The 16,546-nt window shown below is 41.1% G+C and carries 13 protein-coding genes and 1 tRNA gene; 7 read left to right on the plus strand and 7 right to left on the minus strand.

Going from position 1 to position 16,546, the window contains the following annotated elements:
* Positions 1–11 precede the first annotated feature (11 nt).
* Positions 12–1,220: an ATP-binding protein gene (locus tag Q0H92_RS10935; RefSeq protein ID WP_296014929.1), complete on the minus strand. Its 1,209-nt coding sequence runs from the start codon at positions 1,218–1,220 to the stop codon at positions 12–14.
* 253 nt (positions 1,221–1,473) lie between these two features.
* The gene (locus Q0H92_RS10940; RefSeq protein ID WP_296014934.1) at positions 1,474–2,769 is read right to left on the minus strand and encodes a hypothetical protein; all 1,296 of its coding nucleotides are present in this window, start codon (positions 2,767–2,769) and stop codon (positions 1,474–1,476) included.
* Positions 2,770–3,072: 303 nt separating this feature from the next.
* Here Q0H92_RS10940 and Q0H92_RS10945 point away from each other — a divergent pair, with 303 nt between their 5' ends.
* The 6 genes from Q0H92_RS10945 (at position 3,073) to Q0H92_RS10970 (ending at position 9,696) form a co-directional block, all read left to right on the plus strand.
* Entirely contained in the window at positions 3,073–4,302 is a 1,230-nt protein-coding gene (locus tag Q0H92_RS10945) for an ATP-binding protein (RefSeq protein ID WP_296014938.1), read from the plus strand.
* Between the two features lie 25 nt (positions 4,303–4,327).
* Positions 4,328–5,305 carry an FtsH protease activity modulator HflK gene (gene hflK, locus Q0H92_RS10950; RefSeq protein WP_296014942.1) on the plus strand — a complete coding sequence of 326 codons (978 nt, stop codon included), beginning with the start codon at positions 4,328–4,330 and terminating at the stop codon, positions 5,303–5,305.
* Positions 5,289–6,293, plus strand: a complete 1,005-nt coding sequence (hflC, locus tag Q0H92_RS10955; protein ID WP_296014945.1) for a protease modulator HflC — start codon at positions 5,289–5,291, stop codon at positions 6,291–6,293. Before hflK ends, hflC begins: the two co-directional genes overlap by 17 nt.
* The gene (locus tag Q0H92_RS10960; protein WP_296014950.1) at positions 6,290–7,912 is read left to right on the plus strand and encodes a hypothetical protein; all 1,623 of its coding nucleotides are present in this window, start codon (positions 6,290–6,292) and stop codon (positions 7,910–7,912) included. Before hflC ends, Q0H92_RS10960 begins: the two co-directional genes overlap by 4 nt.
* Before the next feature lie 131 nt (positions 7,913–8,043).
* Positions 8,044–9,540, plus strand: coding sequence for an acyl-CoA carboxylase subunit beta (locus tag Q0H92_RS10965; RefSeq protein ID WP_296014952.1), 1,497 nt, complete (start codon positions 8,044–8,046; stop codon positions 9,538–9,540).
* Between the two features lie 83 nt (positions 9,541–9,623).
* A tRNA-Thr gene (locus tag Q0H92_RS10970) sits at positions 9,624–9,696 on the plus strand.
* Positions 9,697–9,793: 97 nt separating this feature from the next.
* Here Q0H92_RS10970 and Q0H92_RS10975 read toward each other — a convergent pair.
* Together Q0H92_RS10975 and Q0H92_RS10980 are read right to left on the minus strand one after the other, a co-directional pair.
* Positions 9,794–11,236 carry a TrkH family potassium uptake protein gene (locus Q0H92_RS10975; protein WP_296014957.1) on the minus strand — a complete coding sequence of 481 codons (1,443 nt, stop codon included), beginning with the start codon at positions 11,234–11,236 and terminating at the stop codon, positions 9,794–9,796.
* A gap of 9 nt (positions 11,237–11,245) precedes the next feature.
* Entirely contained in the window at positions 11,246–12,697 is a 1,452-nt protein-coding gene (locus Q0H92_RS10980) for an NAD-binding protein (RefSeq protein WP_296014960.1), read from the minus strand.
* A gap of 138 nt (positions 12,698–12,835) precedes the next feature.
* On the opposite strand from Q0H92_RS10980, the gene Q0H92_RS10985 reads away from it, so the two are divergent.
* Positions 12,836–13,669 (plus strand): undecaprenyl-diphosphate phosphatase, encoded by an 834-nt coding sequence (locus Q0H92_RS10985; protein WP_296014965.1) that lies wholly within the window; start codon positions 12,836–12,838, stop codon positions 13,667–13,669.
* Positions 13,670–13,794: 125 nt separating this feature from the next.
* Here Q0H92_RS10985 and purD read toward each other — a convergent pair whose 3' ends face one another.
* The 3 genes from purD to pyrH all read right to left on the minus strand — a co-directional run bounded on the left by purD (position 13,795) and on the right by pyrH (position 16,531).
* The gene (gene purD, locus Q0H92_RS10990) at positions 13,795–15,147 is read right to left on the minus strand and encodes a phosphoribosylamine--glycine ligase (protein WP_296014970.1); all 1,353 of its coding nucleotides are present in this window, start codon (positions 15,145–15,147) and stop codon (positions 13,795–13,797) included.
* Between the two features lie 71 nt (positions 15,148–15,218).
* Entirely contained in the window at positions 15,219–15,797 is a 579-nt protein-coding gene (locus Q0H92_RS10995) for a glucosaminidase domain-containing protein (RefSeq protein ID WP_296014973.1), read from the minus strand.
* Between the two features lie 2 nt (positions 15,798–15,799).
* A complete protein-coding gene (gene pyrH / locus Q0H92_RS11000; RefSeq protein WP_296014978.1) occupies positions 15,800–16,531 on the minus strand; it encodes a UMP kinase in 732 nt (243 codons plus the stop codon).
* Positions 16,532–16,546 lie beyond the last annotated feature (15 nt).

Consider the following 16,546-nt stretch of genomic DNA (forward strand, 5'->3'; position numbering starts at 1 on the left):
CAATACTTTTATTATAAATCTTCCATTAACCATTCCAATGCATTTTTACGGATAATTCCGTCATAATCACCTTGCGGATCGTCATCCAAAGTTAAAATCATTTTAGGATAATTATCTTTTATTGCCTTCAGCGGACGCAGCTCCCTTTCCAAAGTCTGCTCATCGCGGACAGTGGCAGCTACCTGAATATATGTGTTTCCGTCCTGCGACTGGGCTACAAAATCAACTTCCGCCTCGTCAATTTTTCCTACATATACATTGTAGCGGCGGCGGACAAGCTCAAGATAAACTATATTTTCCAGAATATGACCGGCGTCCATTGACTTTTTTCCTATCAAGGCTGAACGCAGGGCAATATCCGCCACATAATATTTTTCAAGTGATTTCAAGTATTCTTTTCCCTTGATATTATAGCGTTTGACCTTATAGACGATATATGTTTCCACGAGGGACGAAAGATAGTTTTCAACCATGCGCGAGTCAGTCTTGCGGCCGCTGCTTGTCATTGTGTCTGCGATTTTCTTGCTGGAAACTTCGAGACCGATATTGTCAAAGACAAACTCAGCAACGCTTTGGAGCTGGAAGACATCCGTGATTTTTTTTCTTGAGATAATGTCTTTCACAAGAATTGTATTGTATAGGCTTTCCAAGTAGTCATTTATGCCAGCCCTCTCAATACAGAGCGAATAAGGAAAAGAGCTGTTTTCCAGATACTGCCTGTAGGCATTTGGAAGATTCTGCTCAAGTTTTTTGGCATGCACAAATTCCTTAAATGAAAGAGGCTGCATTTTTATTTCCACATAGCGGCCGGAAAGATAGGTTGCAAGCTCGCTGGACAGAATGCCTGAATTGGAGCCTGTGATGTATATGTCCAAAAGAGGATTTATGAAAAAACTATCTACAACTTCCTCAAACTGCGGCACGCGCTGAATTTCGTCAAAGAAAAGATACATTCGCCTGCCGGGAATCAGACGTTCCTTTACATAGGCGTAGAACGAGTCATTGTTGCAAAGATTTTTAAATTCATAGTCTTCAAAATTGATTGAGACAATCTGATTTTCCTCTGCGCCTTCCTTGAGCAGGATTCTCTGCCACTGGGCAAGCAGTGTGGATTTTCCGCATCTTCTTATTCCTGTAACAACTTTTATGAGCTGCTTATCCTTAAAGGTTCGAAGGCGGTCTAAGAAGCTCTCTCTCTGTATATCAGGCAGTTCTTCCATAGTAATTTCACTTTAATGCAAGAAAGCGTAAAAATCAACAAGTTTTTGCATTCTGTTGCAAAAACTTGTTGATTTCACAGAGTTTTGTCTTAAACACACAAAAAAAGCCTCCCATAAGGGAGGCTTTCTGCTTGTCCAGCACATCTAGTGCGCCGTACACGTGTGATTGCCCCGACAGTCTTGCTAACAAAACTGTCAGATTCGACCGAGTTTGCAAGGCAAACTCGCCAGCATTTGCGCTATGCGCGATTGACTAGAAACCAACCTGCAATGCTACAGGGATTGCCCATACGAAGTCATCGCCTGCGTTAGCAGAGATTCCTGCAAGTCCGCAGCCGTTTGTTGCGCCCTGGAAGCCAATTCCGATGTAGCCGTTGCTTGATACGTTCTTTGTAACTCCAACAAGGAAGCTGATTGCTCCGTCATCCTTGTCTTTTCCGTATCCAATGTTCTTGTAGCGAACATCTGCTGCTGCGTTAAGACCGTCCATGATTACATAGTCAACACCAGCACCGATTCCGAATGCGTTGTCTTTCTGATCACCAGCTTTTCCAACACATTTGTCCTGATACTGAACATATCCACCAGAAACAGAGACCTTCATAGCGTCAGAAACCTGGTAAGAAGCGCCAGCTGTGAACTTCATCTTTTCGTTGTCGGTGTTGAATTCCTTGTCTGCGATTCCGAATCTTGCGCCTACAGTTACAAAGAGATTCTCAACTGCGTTGAAGTCGAATGCAACGTTTACTGTTCCAATCTGCTTGCTGTCTTTTGTAACTTCGGCAGATACTTCTTTTTCCATTGCTTCAAGAGCTTTTTCCCATGAATCATAAGTTCCGCTCAATTTTGAAGGATCATAAACTTTCTTTGTGTCTTTCTTGTTTTTCTCAGCATAGCTTCCGAAATATCCAGCCTTGAGAGTACCAAGACCTTCGATTGTGTAAGCCGCCGCATACATACCGTTCTTGAATGTGTCTTCAATAGTATTTTTTGCATCTTCTGTGGCTGTTTTAGCAACATAAGAATCGTTGTTTCCACCCCACTTAGCATTGTATACAGGAAGCTGGATTACTGCTACAAGACCGTCAACAGGAGTGATTTTTGCCATAAGACCGTTTGTGTGGCTTCCGTTGAAAGTAAGTCCTTCGCCATCTGCAATCCAGTTGCCCGGTCTGAGCCAGTTCCATGAGCCGTAGCAGAAGTCGCCGCGGAGTCCTGTTTCGCCGCCATCGAATTTACCAAGAGCAATCTGAACTGAGCTGGCAGGCTTTACCCAAATGTATGCATTGTCGCCAACCTGAATGTTGTCTCCAGTGTTGTAGTACATATCAAGCTTGAATCCAACGTTTCCGTCTTCCGATGTGCCTGCAACGTTCAATCTTGAAGGTCTCATTCCGCCCCAAGAGTTGGAAGTTCCAGTAAGAATGTCCTCGCCGTTAGACGCTACGCCTGTGATGCTGCGAAGCCATGCTCCGAATGTGATTTCTGCGAAAGCAGAAGTTGCTGTAAGTGCGGCAGCCGCTGCGACCGCGATAAGAGTCTTTTTCATCTCTTAGCCTCCTTATGTTTAAATCTTGGGGAGGAGGAGGTTTTGGACTCTGTTTCAGGCAGAAATTGCATGATTTTTGCTGTTTTTTCAGACAGCCTGCCTAAAATTCTTTGCAAGGGGTGCTGACATGCACACGTCAAGGGGTCTGCCCAGCGTTAGGCAGAGGGGGTTGCAAGGACACAGCAGGAGGCTTGACGTGTACAGGGAAGAGTAGGTTGCAGATTTAAGTTATTAGAGAGAAACCGAAAATTCAGGAACTGTTTTATTGACAAATCGGGAATTGAATTCCATAATATCCGAAGTATGATTGACAGAAAATTTGGAATTCAAGTAAAAAAAGCATTGGAGTATTTTCCGTGTGTAACTTTAACTGGTGCTCGTCAGACAGGAAAAATAACACTTTTGCGTTCTCTGCTGCCGGAATACAATTATGTTTCTCTTGATTTGCCGAGCATTGCGGCTCTTGCAGATGAAACTCCTGAAATTTTTTTTGAAAAATACAAAAGTCCTCTTATTGTTGATGAAGTTCAGTATGCGCCTAAACTTTTCAGGTTTTTGAAGGAACGGCTTGATAGCGAGCGGCATAATATGGGACAGCTTGTTCTTACTGGAAGCCAAAAGTTCGAACTGATGAAAAATATTTCAGAAAGTCTTGCTGGAAGAACTTGTGTAATGGAACTTGAAGGTCTTTCTTGGGCGGAATACAAAAATGCTCCGTGTTTTTCGGATGAAAATCCGGCTAGTTTTGAAACTTTTATTTTCCGCGGTGGATTTCCAGAACTTACACGTGAACCGGATTTTCCGCTTGATATGTTTTTTTCAAGTTATCTTGCGACTTACCTTGAGCGCGATGTGCGCCAGCTTGTCAATGTTTCAAATTTGCGGACTTTTGAACAGTTTATTCGTCTGCTTGCAATTCGGAATGCTCAAATGCTGGATATGGCTGAAATAGGGAATTCACTTGGCATAAGTTCAAAAACGGTTGCTTCATGGCTTAGCGTACTTGAAACTTCAGGGCAAATTACATTTTTGCAGCCGTGGTTTGGCAATGTTGGAAAACGAATTGTAAAAACTCCAAAAGTTTATTTTAATGACACCGGGCTTTTGTGCTGGCTTTTGGGAATTGAAAAAGACAAATTGAAAACTTCTCCTTTTGCAGGAAGTATTTTTGAAACTGCGGTTTTTGCTGAATTAAGGAAAAACAACAAGCTGAATGGAAGCAAAAAGCAGCTTTATTATTACCGTGATGTTTCTCAGACAGAAATTGATTTTCTTGAGATTGGCGCAGGCTGCCGTTTGATAGAATCCAAGCTTACAGAAAATCCAAAGTCTGATGATGCCGCCGGAATAAAAAAGTTCTATGAGCGAGTGCTTTCAATTCCAAAAATTCCTGCGGAGCTAGAGCCTCTTTCTTCATATATTATATGCAACAGCCGTGAGAATTTTCCATTAAAGGTTTATGCCAAGGATGAAAAAATCAAAGTCAACGCGGTAAATATAAAAGATTTGCTGCTAGATACCGTTGTTTTTTAAGCGGATTTGCATTAATTTATTAGTTATGTCAGATTTGGAAGTAAAAATCAGGAACTTTTTTAAAAAGCCATCTTATGTTGTGGCGGCTATTATTGGCGTTGTCTTGCTTGCGGCGGCTGGCTCTAGTCTTTTTGTTGTTGATCAGGCGGAGCAGGCTGTAATCACTCGATTTGGAAGATATTATGCCACTTTGGGACCGGGGCTTCAGTATAAAATTCCGCTTATAGATAAGAAATTTATTGTTCCGGGAAATAAAGTCGTCCAGACGGAGCAGTTCGGATTTAAAACCACAAAAAGCGGCTCTATGAATCAGTATCAGAACAATATTACGCGTGAATCAACTATGCTGACCGGCGATTTGAATATCGTGGATGTTGAATGGATTATTCAGTATAGAATTGTTGATCCGCGCGCTTGGCTTTTTACAGTTCAGGAAAAAGATCAGACAATCCGCGACATTAGCCGTTCTGTAATAAATACTTTGGTTGGCGACCGTGCGATTTTGGATGTTATGAGCAGCGAGCGAAGCAACATTGAAAATCTTGCGGTTTCCATGATGAACGAGCAGTTTTCGCAGCTGGGACTTGGAATAAACGTTTTTGCGGTTAAGCTTCAGAATATTGTTCCGCCGGAAGGAGTTCAGGATGCGTTTGAGGACGTGAACAAGGCTATTCAGGACATGAATCGCTTTATAAATGAAGGAAAAGAAAGCTACAATTCAGAAATTCCAAAGGCAAAAGGCGAGGCTGACCGGAAAATTCAAGTGGCGGAAGGCTATGCGGCTGAGCGTGTTAACAAGGCAAAGGGCGATGTGGCAAGGTTCAATTCAGTTTATGAAGAATACAGAAAAGCTCCTGCTGTTACCCGGGAACGTCTTTATCTTGAAACTATGGAAGAAATTTTTGCTTCCGGCGCAGACAAGAATCCGGCTTTAATAGACAGCGGTCTTGACAATGTGCTTCCGTTTAAGAATCTTGGAGGAAAAAATGGCAAAGCAGAATAAATTTTATCTTAGGCTTGTGGCTTTTGTTGCCGTCATTGTGATTTTGCTTGCGGCAGGTCCTTTTTATATTGTGAATGAAGGCGATCAGGCTGTTGTTACGAGATTCGGTCAGATTGTAAAGTCATGCACTTCCACAGGGCTTTATTTTAAAGTTCCGTTTCTTGATGTCGTCACTTTTTATCCTGCAAAAATTCTTTCGCTTGAAGGAGATCAGGCCCGCATTCCCACAAAGGAAAATCAGTTTATAATTGTGGACACTACAAGCCGCTGGAAAATTTCAGATCCTGCGTTGTTTTATCAGTCGTTCAAGACTTTGGATGCGGCGTACAACAAGCTTAGCGATGTGATTGATTCTTCAACTAGGACGATTATCACGCGCAACCGGCTTAGCGAAATTGTAAGAAGCAGCAATCTTATAAATGAGGAAAAGGACATTGCGGATTCAAATCAGCTTGCAGGAATCGAAGGCGAGGACAGCGCGGAAATTGAGGCTTTGGTAAATGTGAATTCAAACAACGAGAGTGTTTCCAAGGGAAGAAGCGCGCTTTGCCAGGAAATGGCTGACGACGCAAGAAAAATGGTGGGCGAATACGGAATTGAGCTGATTGACATTGTTCCGCGCCAGATAAAATATTCGGATGAGCTTACAGAAAGCGTTTACAACAGAATGATTAAGGAGCGCAACCAGGTGGCTCAGGCGTACCGTTCTCTTGGCGAAGGAAAAAAGTCCGAATGGCTTGGAAAACTTGAAAACGAAAAGCGCACAATCGAATCAGAAGCCTACAGAAAAAGCGAGGAAACTAAAGGAAAGGCGGATGCGGAAGCTGCGGCAATTTACACTCAGTCTTACACGCGCGATCCTAAGTTCTATGAGTTCTGGAAAAGTCTTGAGTCGTACAAAAATACAATGGGCAATTTTGATGTTACGTACAGCACAAAAATGGACTACTTTAAATATTTGTACAGTTCAGATGGAAAGCGTCAATGAGTTCCAAAACAGTTTTTCTTTACAAAGGAAAGATTTTTTTAGACAGCCGGATGGCTAGCAATGTTTTTGTAAAAGCCGGATTTGCCGGAAAAATCAGAGAAAACGGACTGCTTGCTGAGCTAAATGACGGAGCTTGGAATTTTTCTTTATGGAACTTTGACGGCACAGTTTCTTCTGAGGATTTAAAAGAATTTGCACAAGGCAAAGATGAAACTGTTTTTCTTGAAGGCTCTTGCTTTGACGGTCTTGCGCTTAGTGAATGCTTTGAATCCTTGCAGAAAAAAGATTCCATAAAAGCCTGTTCACTTGTCTGCAATGCGCTTGATGCTTTGGATGAAAGCAAAGTAGTTCTTTCTTTAGTTGGCGCAGGAGGAATTATTGTTTCCAAGGATTTTTCTAAAGTTTTATTTTTGCCCAAGAATCTGCTTGAAATTTCTTTGTCTTCGCTTGGAGAGGAAAATTTTTTGGAATTATATGGAAGCTATTTGAATCCTGTGTTTTCTGGAAAAGCTGCGGTTCATTTTTTGCAGGCGGCAATTGTTTACAAGGCTATTTGCGGAAAAGTTCCGTTTGCTGAAAAATCTTCTTCTGCAAGGGAAACTGACATCCGGGATTTGAATTATTGTCCGTTGCGCTATGCGTTTTTTGGAGTTGATGAAAAAATTCTTCTGTTCACTGAAAACGCTTTTGCAGGCAAAAATTGCGCGTTCCCTAAAGAAGAAGTTTCCACACTTGAATTAAAAGAGCCTTCTTCTTCGGATTTGGAAAAATTCAATGCTGAATCTCAAAAATTTCTTTTGCATCAAGAAAAAAAAGTTCGTTTAAAAAGGTGGCTTAGGGCAAAATCCACGGCGATAAAAATTTGCGTTGCGGTTTTTGTTTTTGCAATTGCGGTTTTTGTTTCGCTTTACAGGACTTTTTTGGAAAAGCGGACGACAAAAGGGCTTACTTCGCTTCAAACTTTGGAAATGTACTACAGCGCGGTGAATTTGCTGGACATAGATTCTGCCCGGGCAAGTTCCGCAAAATCTCTTGGCGGAAGAGTAGACCGACTTGCAAATATTTTTGTTACAGGAAAAACAAGCTCGATGTACAACGCGGGCAACGACCTTGTTCCGCCTTCTGTCTGGCTTGTAAAAAATCAGCTTAACCACAATATTTACGGAATTTCCAATTTTACGGTTGACGGAAATCCTTGCAGAACTTTTTTTAAGGGGCAGCGCAGAAAAGAAAATCCAGCTGCTATTACGGAAGAAAATGGACAGAAAATTTTCCCCGGCGAAAAAAAAGAATATCACGTTGAATTTTTTATTTTTGATTCGCTTGGAGAAGACAGCCTTTGCGTTTCGCTTCAAAAGGAAAAAGTTTCCTTGGAATTTAAAAAAGACCGCTGGATTATTTTTGATATTCAAACTGAAATTGAAAGCCGCTTTTTAAAATTCAGCGAGATAAAGGCGGAATATTCTTTTGCAATGGAAAACTGCGGCGGCGATGTTTTTGCCTGCGCTTCCGTTTTGCGCCAAAAGTACGATTTTATTCCTTCCGACCAAGAAATCAAAGATGCTGAAAAATATGTGGAAGAGCAGAGCCTTGTGTTTTTGAAGCCTGTCAGCAAATGAAATGACAGTTTTACGTTTTTTGTCATATTGACTTTAGAAAATTTTCACGATATTATAAGAAGCCGGTTGCAAAAGTTTGCTATTTGTAACTGGCTTGCAAATAAAGAATCGTTTTGTTTTTTGGAGGAAATATGGCTTCTAATTATAATCTTGAAAAACAGCACGCAAAGGGAAAATTTCACGCTATTGAAAGAATCAACAATCTTTGCGACAAAGACTCATTTTATGAAATTTATTCAGCTGCGCGTCATACTTGCACAAGCTTTGGAATGGACAAAAAGGAAATTCCTTATGACGGCGTAATTACTGGCTTTGGAAAAATCAACGGAAAAAAAGTTGCCATTTACGCTCAGGATTTTACAGTTCAGGGCGGCTCTCTTGGAAAAGTTCACGGACAGAAAATCGCGGAGCTTATCGACAAGGCGATTATGGCAAAATGCCCGGTTATTGGTCTTAACGATTCAGGCGGAGCGCGTATTCAGGAAGGCGTTGATGCTCTTTGCGGTTACGGCGAGCTTTTTTATCAGAATGTGCGCGCGTCTGGAACTGTTCCGCAGATTTCAATTATTGTAGGACCTTGCGCTGGTGGTGCGGTTTATTCGCCGGGAATTACTGATTTTATTTTTGCAGTTGACACAATCAGTCAGATGTTTATCACCGGACCAAAAGTTGTAAAAAGCGTTCTTTCGCTCGATATTTCCGCGGAAGATTTGGGTGGCGCTTCCATTCATGCGCAGAAAAGCGGCGTTGCTCATTTTAGGGCTTCTTCAGAACCTGAATGCTATGAAGCTGTAAGAAAACTTTTGGACTACATTCCGCATTATTACGGCGAGGAAATTGTCGCTGAAGCCAAATTCAAGTTTGACGAAAAGAAAAAGGCAAAGAAAATTGCGGAAGTTCTTCCAGAAGAAAGCAAAAAAGGCTATGACATCCGCAATGTAATTGACTGCGTTGTTGACGATGACAGTTTCTTTGAAGTGATGAAAGAATTTGCTCAGATGGCAGTTGTCGGCTTTGCAAAGATTGAAGGAAAATCTGTTGGCGTTGTTGCGAACAATCCGGCTGTCTGGGGCGGACTTTTGAACTGTGATGCTTCCGACAAGATTGCGCGCTTTGTTCGTTACTGCGATGCCTATAATGTTCCGCTTGTTACTTTTGTTGATGTTCCGGGATTCTTACCTGGTCCTGATGAAGAACAAAAGGGAATTATCCGCCATGGTGCAAAAGTGATTTACGCATACAGCGAAGCGACTGTTCCAAAAGTTACAGTTATTACACGCAAGGCTTACGGCGGAGCTTACATTGCGATGTGCTCAAAACATCTTGGCGCGGACTTTGTTTATGCTTGGCCAAAGGCTGAAATTGCAGTTATGGGTGCGGAAGGCGCTCTTGGAATTCTTTATGCAAAGGAAATGAAAGACCCTGCTCAGGCTGCTCTTGTTGCCCAGAAGTCTCAGGAGTACAAAGATACAATTATGACTCCGACAATTGCGGCTCAGCGTGATTACATCAGCGAAATTATAAATCCTGAAGAAACAAGACAACGTGTTGCCCGCAGCCTTGAATTCCTTGCTCAAAAAACACAGCATTCAGTTCCTGCAAAAAAACACGGAAATATTCCGCTCTAATAAAAAATATCCGTGGCTCGCTTTGCCGGGCTACGGATTTTCTGTTGACTGATTTATTCATTTTTGCTAACATTCTTTCACTTGCCAACTTAGCTCACCTGGTAGAGCAGCTCCCTCGTAACGAGCAGGTACTCGGTTCAAGTCCGGGAGTTGGCTAAAGTACAAGACCGCACTTAAAATGAAGTGTGGTCTTTATTTTTTTATGTAAAACATGAACCGAGTACCGAAACGAACGCCGACCAAGTTGCGGTCTTTATTTTTTCCAGTAAGCTGGTGTAAGAAAAATAAAGAGCGTAAAAAGTTCCAGACGGCCGGCAATCATTGCAAAACTGTACCACCATTTTACAGGGGCAGCGAGCCAGCCGCAATTGTTGCTTGGTCCTAACGCTCCAAATGCAGGTCCGCAGTTTCCGACCATTGTTACAGCTCCGGTAAAAGCAGTTTGCATATCAAGTCCAAAGAGTGATGTAAAGAAAGCTGTTAAAATCGCAAAAGAAAAATACAAAAAGAAAAAAGCCGAAACTGAAAAAACAACATCTTTTCTTCTTGCCTGCTGATTCAGCCTGATTGAAAAAACTCCGTGCGGATGAATCATTTTTAGTATTTCATTTTTGAACTGCTTGTAAAGAACAACCCATCTTATGACTTTTACTCCGCCGGAAGTTGAACCGGACATTCCGCCTATGAACAAAAGCATCAAAATTACAATTTGGCTTGCACTTTTCCATTTTGTGTAGTCGGCTGTGGAAAAGCCTGTTGTGGTTAAAATGCTTGCTGTTTGAAATGCAGAAAATCTGAGCGACTTAAAAAATCCGCCGTAAGAAGAAGACTGAACAATTGCGATTGCGGCGATTGAAATGACGTTTATCCAGATGTACGCTTTTAGCTCCGAGTTGCATTTTATTTCGCTGAAATTCCGTATGAAAAAATAATAATAAAGTGAAAAATTTATTCCTGCTAAAAACATAAACGCAAAGCAAATCCATTCGATTGAAGCGGAATTGTATGCGCCGATGCTTGCATTTCTTGTAGAAAATCCGCCTGTTCCCAAAGTTGAAAATGCGTGGCAAAGCGCGTCTATAAAATCCATTCCCGCAATTTTTAAAAGAGCAGTTTGAACAAGCGTCATTCCAAGGTAAATGAACCAAAGAATTTTTGCGGTGGTTGTTATTTTAGGCGTGAACTTTCCTTTTTCAGGGCCTGTAGTTTCCGCCTTTATAAGCTGAAATCCGCCGACTCCAAGAACTGGCATAAGCGCAACCGTAAGTGCCACAATTCCCATTCCGCCAATCCAGTGCGAAAGGCATCTCCATAAATTTATGCTGCGCGGAAGTTTTTCAATTTCAGAAAGAATCGTTGCGCCTGTTGTTGTGAATCCGCTTACGCTTTCAAAAAACGCATCCGTAAAATTTGGAATTGCCTTGCTAAAGTAAAGCGGAATTGCTCCGAATACGCTTGCGGAAATCCAGGCGAGAGCGACAGCTGCAAAACTTGATCTTATCGTAAGCCTTGATTTTTTGTTGCGGAAAAAAAATATCGTCATTAAACCTAGAATCAAGCTTGCAACCATTGGAATTAAAAAAGATGGAAGTACAAAATATTCATGGCAGAAAATTGCCGTTGCGATTGGAATTGAAAATGAAAGTCCGATTATTGAAATTATAAAAAAAATTATTCTGCAAACTGTAAATGTCATTGAAAGTTCCTATTTGCTGAATTTTTCCAGAATTTTTTTGTCTCCAGTTTTTTCTATTATAACCAGATGGTCGCCCACGGAAAATGTCGTGTTTCCCTGCGGAAGTTCAAATTTTTCACTTCCAATTTTTTTTACAAGAAGAATCAGATATTCGCCTGGACTTGCAATGTCTTTCAGCTGCTTGCCTATAAATTTGCTTGATGAAGGCAAATCGCATTCCACGATTTCAAATGCGCCGTTTGAAACTGTATGAATTCCAGTTACTGATTTTCCGTGCAGATGGCTTATGATTGAATCAACCAAAGTGTCTCTCATAGGAATTGCGACATCGATTCCAAGCTTTCTTGCAATGTTTCCGAACTGAGACTGGGCAACGAGCGCGATTGTTTTTTCCACGCCAAGAGATTCAAGGTAAGCGGAAACAACCATGTTCAGCTCGTGATTGTGCGTGGCGCAAATTACAAGGTTGTACTTTTGAATTCCTTCTTCTTCTATAAAAACATCGTCTGTGATGTCTGCGTTGAAAATCTGCGCCTGCGGAAATTTTTTTTCAGCTTCCTTGCAAAGATTTTTGTCGCTGTCTATGATTGTGAATGTCTGAGAAATATTTTTTGTTCCGCTGAAAATTTTTCTTAAAAACGAAACTTTGTCTTTTTCAATAATTTTGTCTGCTACGATTGTTCCGATTCTTCCGATTCCAACTAATGCGATTTTTTTTATTGTGTCTGTCTTGATTCCGCAAAGCTCAAGTATGAACGGAATGTTTTCTTTTTCAATTATGATTCCGATTCTGTCTCCTGCATTTAAAATCGTTTCGCCGGATGGCAAGGCTGAAATCATGTTGTCTGAATCTTTTTCTTTTGTTTCCTGATAAACTATAAGAAATTTTTTGTCTGTAAGCGAGCGGATGTTTTTTAATGCGGCTCCATCGAGTTTGCTTCCTTTTTCAATTTGAAGAGCAATGATTTCAAAATCACCGTTTTCGCCAAAATCAACTATGTCGCTTATTGCCCCGTGCTCAACAGCTTTTACAATTGCCTGCGCCGCTTCTACATCGGGATGAATCATGTAATCAATTCCATAAAGCGGACGATGATTTCCCTTGAAAGTTTCCGCATGCTGGCGCGCTGTTGTGTTTGTGTTTGCATAGTAGGCGTAGTTTCTTACACGCGCAATTTTCAACACGTCTGGATAAACTGCGTCCACAAGAGAGCAGGTAATCATGTTGATTTCATCGCTGTCAGTCAAAGTTACAAGCGCATCCATTTTACCGATTTCAAGTTCTTCCAAAACTTGAAGGTTGTTTCCGTCTGCATTTATAACTTCGCAGTCAAGACGATTGCTTACGTGCTCAACAATGTCTTCGTTGCTTTCGATTATTTTTACAATGTTGCCTTCGTTTATAAGGCGTTTTGCCAGCTGAACTCCAGTAAAGCCTGCGCCGATTATCATTATGTTCATTTTTTTAATTATACATGAAACTTCGCGCTGTGTTCAATCTAAGAAAATGGCGGAAAGTAAAAGCTGTTTTTTATAGACAGAAAAATCAAGATGAACTAAAATGCTGGAGTATCAAAAATTTATTTTTGGAGATTTAAATTGTCAATTTTTCAAGGAATTGTTTTGGGAGTTCTTCAGGGCATTGCTGAGTTTCTGCCGATTTCTTCTTCTGGACATTTGATTGTTGCGCAGAATTTATTTGGGCTTGAAGAAGTGCCTCTTTTGTTTGATGTATTTCTTCATGTTGCAACTTTGCTTGCCGTTGTTTTGTATTTTAGGAAAAAAATATGGGAGCTGATTTGCAGTTTTGCAAGAATTTTTGTTCCTGTAAAAAATCCTTCCGCCGTCCAGATTGAAAAAAAAGACGAAGACACAAAATACATTGTTGCTATTATTCTTGCTACTTTTGTTACCGGTGTGCTTGGAATTTTTTCTTCAAAAGTCATTTCTGAGATTTCTGTAAAACTTGTTTGCGCTGGATTTGTTGTTACAGCCTTGCTTTTGATTTTTTCTTCACTTATTGAAAAGAAACATTTATCTTATTCTGAAACTTCTTTGAAATCTCCGTCCTGGAAGCAGTCTTTGGTAATCGGCTTGGCGCAGGGAATTGGAACTTTGCCTGGAATTTCAAGAAGCGGCTCAACAATTGCGGGCTCTCTTTTTTGCGGAGTCAAACGAGATGTTGCAGGCGAATTTTCATTTATTGTTTCTATTCCGGCTATTTTGGGCGCGTTTATTCTTGAACTGAAAGATTTGGGCGAAGTTTCCTCTTCAATTGGAGCAGAGCCTGTCATTGCTGGTTGCGCGGCGGCTTTTGCAAGCGGATACATTGCGCTTTCTTGGCTTATGAAGCTTATAAAAAAAGGCAGGCTTGAATGGTTTGCCTGCTACTTAATTCCGGTTGGAATCTTGGGAATGATTTTCCTTCATTGACATTTTGAATTTCCAGCTTGATTAGAACTATTTTCATTGTTATTCCCGCACTTGATGCGGGAATAAAAGTTTAAGAAAAGTATTATCGGGTCAAGCCTGATAATGACAGTAGGTAAAAATCAAAGCTAATTAGATTCAGCAGCTCCCGGAAGTCCTATGTCTTTTCTGTAGAACATATCGGTGAATTTTATTCCGCCCATTGCTTCATAAGCGTTTTTCCAGGCTTCGTCAAAAGTTGTTCCGTAAGCAGAGCAAGCTAAAACTCGTCCACCGCTAGTTACAAGTTTTGTGTCTTCTGGGCTTCGGATTCTTCTGTTTTCCATTGCTCCGGCTATAAAAACTTTTGCATTTGATTTGTTTATTTTTTTTTCATCAATTACTATGTTGTATCCTTTTTTGTAGGATTTTGGATAACCGCCGCTTACTGCAACTGGTGCAACTTGGTAGCCTTTTTTCCATTCAAGTTTGAAATCTTTTAAAGAGCCGTCAGTTATAGATTTGCAAAGGCTTGCAAAATCAAAGTCCATGAGCGGAAGTACAGCCTGAGTTTCCGGGTCTCCAAGGCGCACATTGTATTCAAGGCATTTCGGTCCGTCTTCTGTAAGCATAAGTCCGAAGAAAATAAATCCTCGGTAGTCATAATTTTCAGCCTCAAGACCTTTTAATGTTGGCTCAAGAATATTTTTTTCAAACTGGGAAATTATTGCAGGAGTTGCGTCATCAACAGGAGCGATTGCGCCCATTCCGCCTGTGTTTGGACCTTTTGCGCCGTCGAAAAGCCTTTTGTGGTCTCTTGCGCTCAAGAATGGAACTATGCAGGATTTTCCTTGCTCAGAAAATTCTTTTGTAACGCTTACAGCCGCAAGAATTGAAATTTCAGTTCCGCGAAGATATTCTTCGATTACGAGTTTTTTCCCGGCTTCACCAGCGATAGAGCCGTCCATAAGTTGCTCAACTGCGTTTTCTGCTTCTTCCAAAGTCTTTGCAACTACAACGCCTTTTCCGGCTGCAAGTCCGTCTGCCTTTACGACAATCGGCGCGCCTTGTTCTTTTATGTACGAAATAGCTTCTTCTTTTGAAGTGAAAGTTTTGCTTTTTGCGCAGGCAACGTTGTATTTGTGCATGAATTCTTTTGCAAGATCTTTGCTGGCTTCAAGTTGCGCCGCCTGAAACTTTGGTCCTACAGTTGGAATTCCTGCGTTCCAAAATAAATCTGCAAGTCCTTCCGCAAGCGGATTTTCCGGCCCGATAACGGCAAGGTCGCAATTGTTTTCTTTGGCAACTTTTATGTATGCGTCGTTTCCAGTGATGCCATTAAGATATTCACATTTTGAAAAATCAATGTTTCTGCATTTTTTTTCAAAGGCTGTTCCGCCGTTTCCTGAAACGCAAATTACTTCTTCAACAAAATTGCTTTGTGCTAATTTCCATGCGATTGTGTGCTCTCGTCCGCCGTTTCCTACAACAATAACTTTCATGCTTGCTATGATAGTTTAAAAATCAAAAAGTTACAACATTGAAGAATTTTTGGCGGACGAGAATTCAGTGCTTAAAAAGATTCAAGGCGAACTAAAAGCTGCTCAAGTTTTACTGCATAGCTTTTGTCTGCTGCCCAAGTTCCTGCAAGCCCTTCTATTGTCGGGGATTTTCCGCGCGGATTCACATACTTATACCGAGTATCAATACATTCGTTGTTCAGCGGAATATCTTTTGTCGCATAAGCGTGAAGGTGCTGAATGTGCGCTCTTACTCCGAGCTGTTCCGTTGCAAAAGTTTCTCCCGGATGTTCTGCATCGATTGCGCCAAGTCCGCAGTAATTGTGCATTTGCGGCGTAACAAGATTTCCGAATCTTAAAAAGCCGGTTTCGAGGCACATCTGGACAAAAGCGCAGTCGCTGTTTATTCCTTCCGCATTTGCTTCTTCAATGTAAAGAGCTGCGAGCCGTGCGACTTCTTTTTTGTCTGCTGAAGGATTTGCGCTCATAAAAAAATTGTAAAGCTGTTTTTCTGATTTTATTCCTTGACCAGAAAGATTCCTTGAAATTTCTTTTTGTCCTTTTGTTGAAACGCACGAAACTGCTGTCAGCAAAATGCAAAATATAAAAATCGGCAATTGAAATTTTTTCATGTTTACGAAATTGTTGTTCCTATGTAATTTTTTCCATCAAGAACAGCTTTTATATTCCCGATGTTTTTTCCGCCTGCGCAAATAACTTTTAAGCTAAGCTCCTGTGCTTTTTTTGAAGCGATTGGATCAAACGGACAGTTTTTTCCCGGAACCCATTCGTCTCCAACCATTTTTCTAAAGTCGCTCCAAGAAATATTGTCGATTGGTTTTGCGTCAGGATTTTTGCGCGGATCGTCTGTGTAAACTTTTTCGATGTTTGAAAGATTTACAACTGTGTCTGCTTCAAATCTCTCTGCAAGAAGAACAGCGTCATTGTCTGTTGAAAATCCAGGTTTCCAGCCGGAAGCAACAAGAATTCTTCCTGTAAAGTCGCTGACTTTTGTAGGATCTGTTACAACATCTTGGCTGCACAAAGAGCCGAATACAGTCTTTAAAAGCTGAGCGTTTAGCCGGGTTGCCATTATGCCAATCCAGTCGCAGGCATAGTTGAGTTTTTCTGAATCTTCAAACGCTGAAAGTTTCTTTTGGTTTTCATCAAATTTTGCAGAAACCGCTTTGTATGAATTCTGATAGTTTCTTGCGGGTCCGCCGCCGCCAGCTACAAGAATCAGTCGAGCATCTTTATTTTCAGAAAGCCAGGAGCAAATCATGCTGCTGAATTCAAAAAGAAAATTTTCATCTGGTTTGTCCGGCGCGATTATTGAACCGCCTACGCTTAAAACTTTTGTAGTCATTTTTTTCTCCGTATA

This window comes from uncultured Treponema sp., assembly GCF_934725225.1.
GTDB lineage: Bacteria > Spirochaetota > Spirochaetia > Treponematales > Treponemataceae > Treponema_D.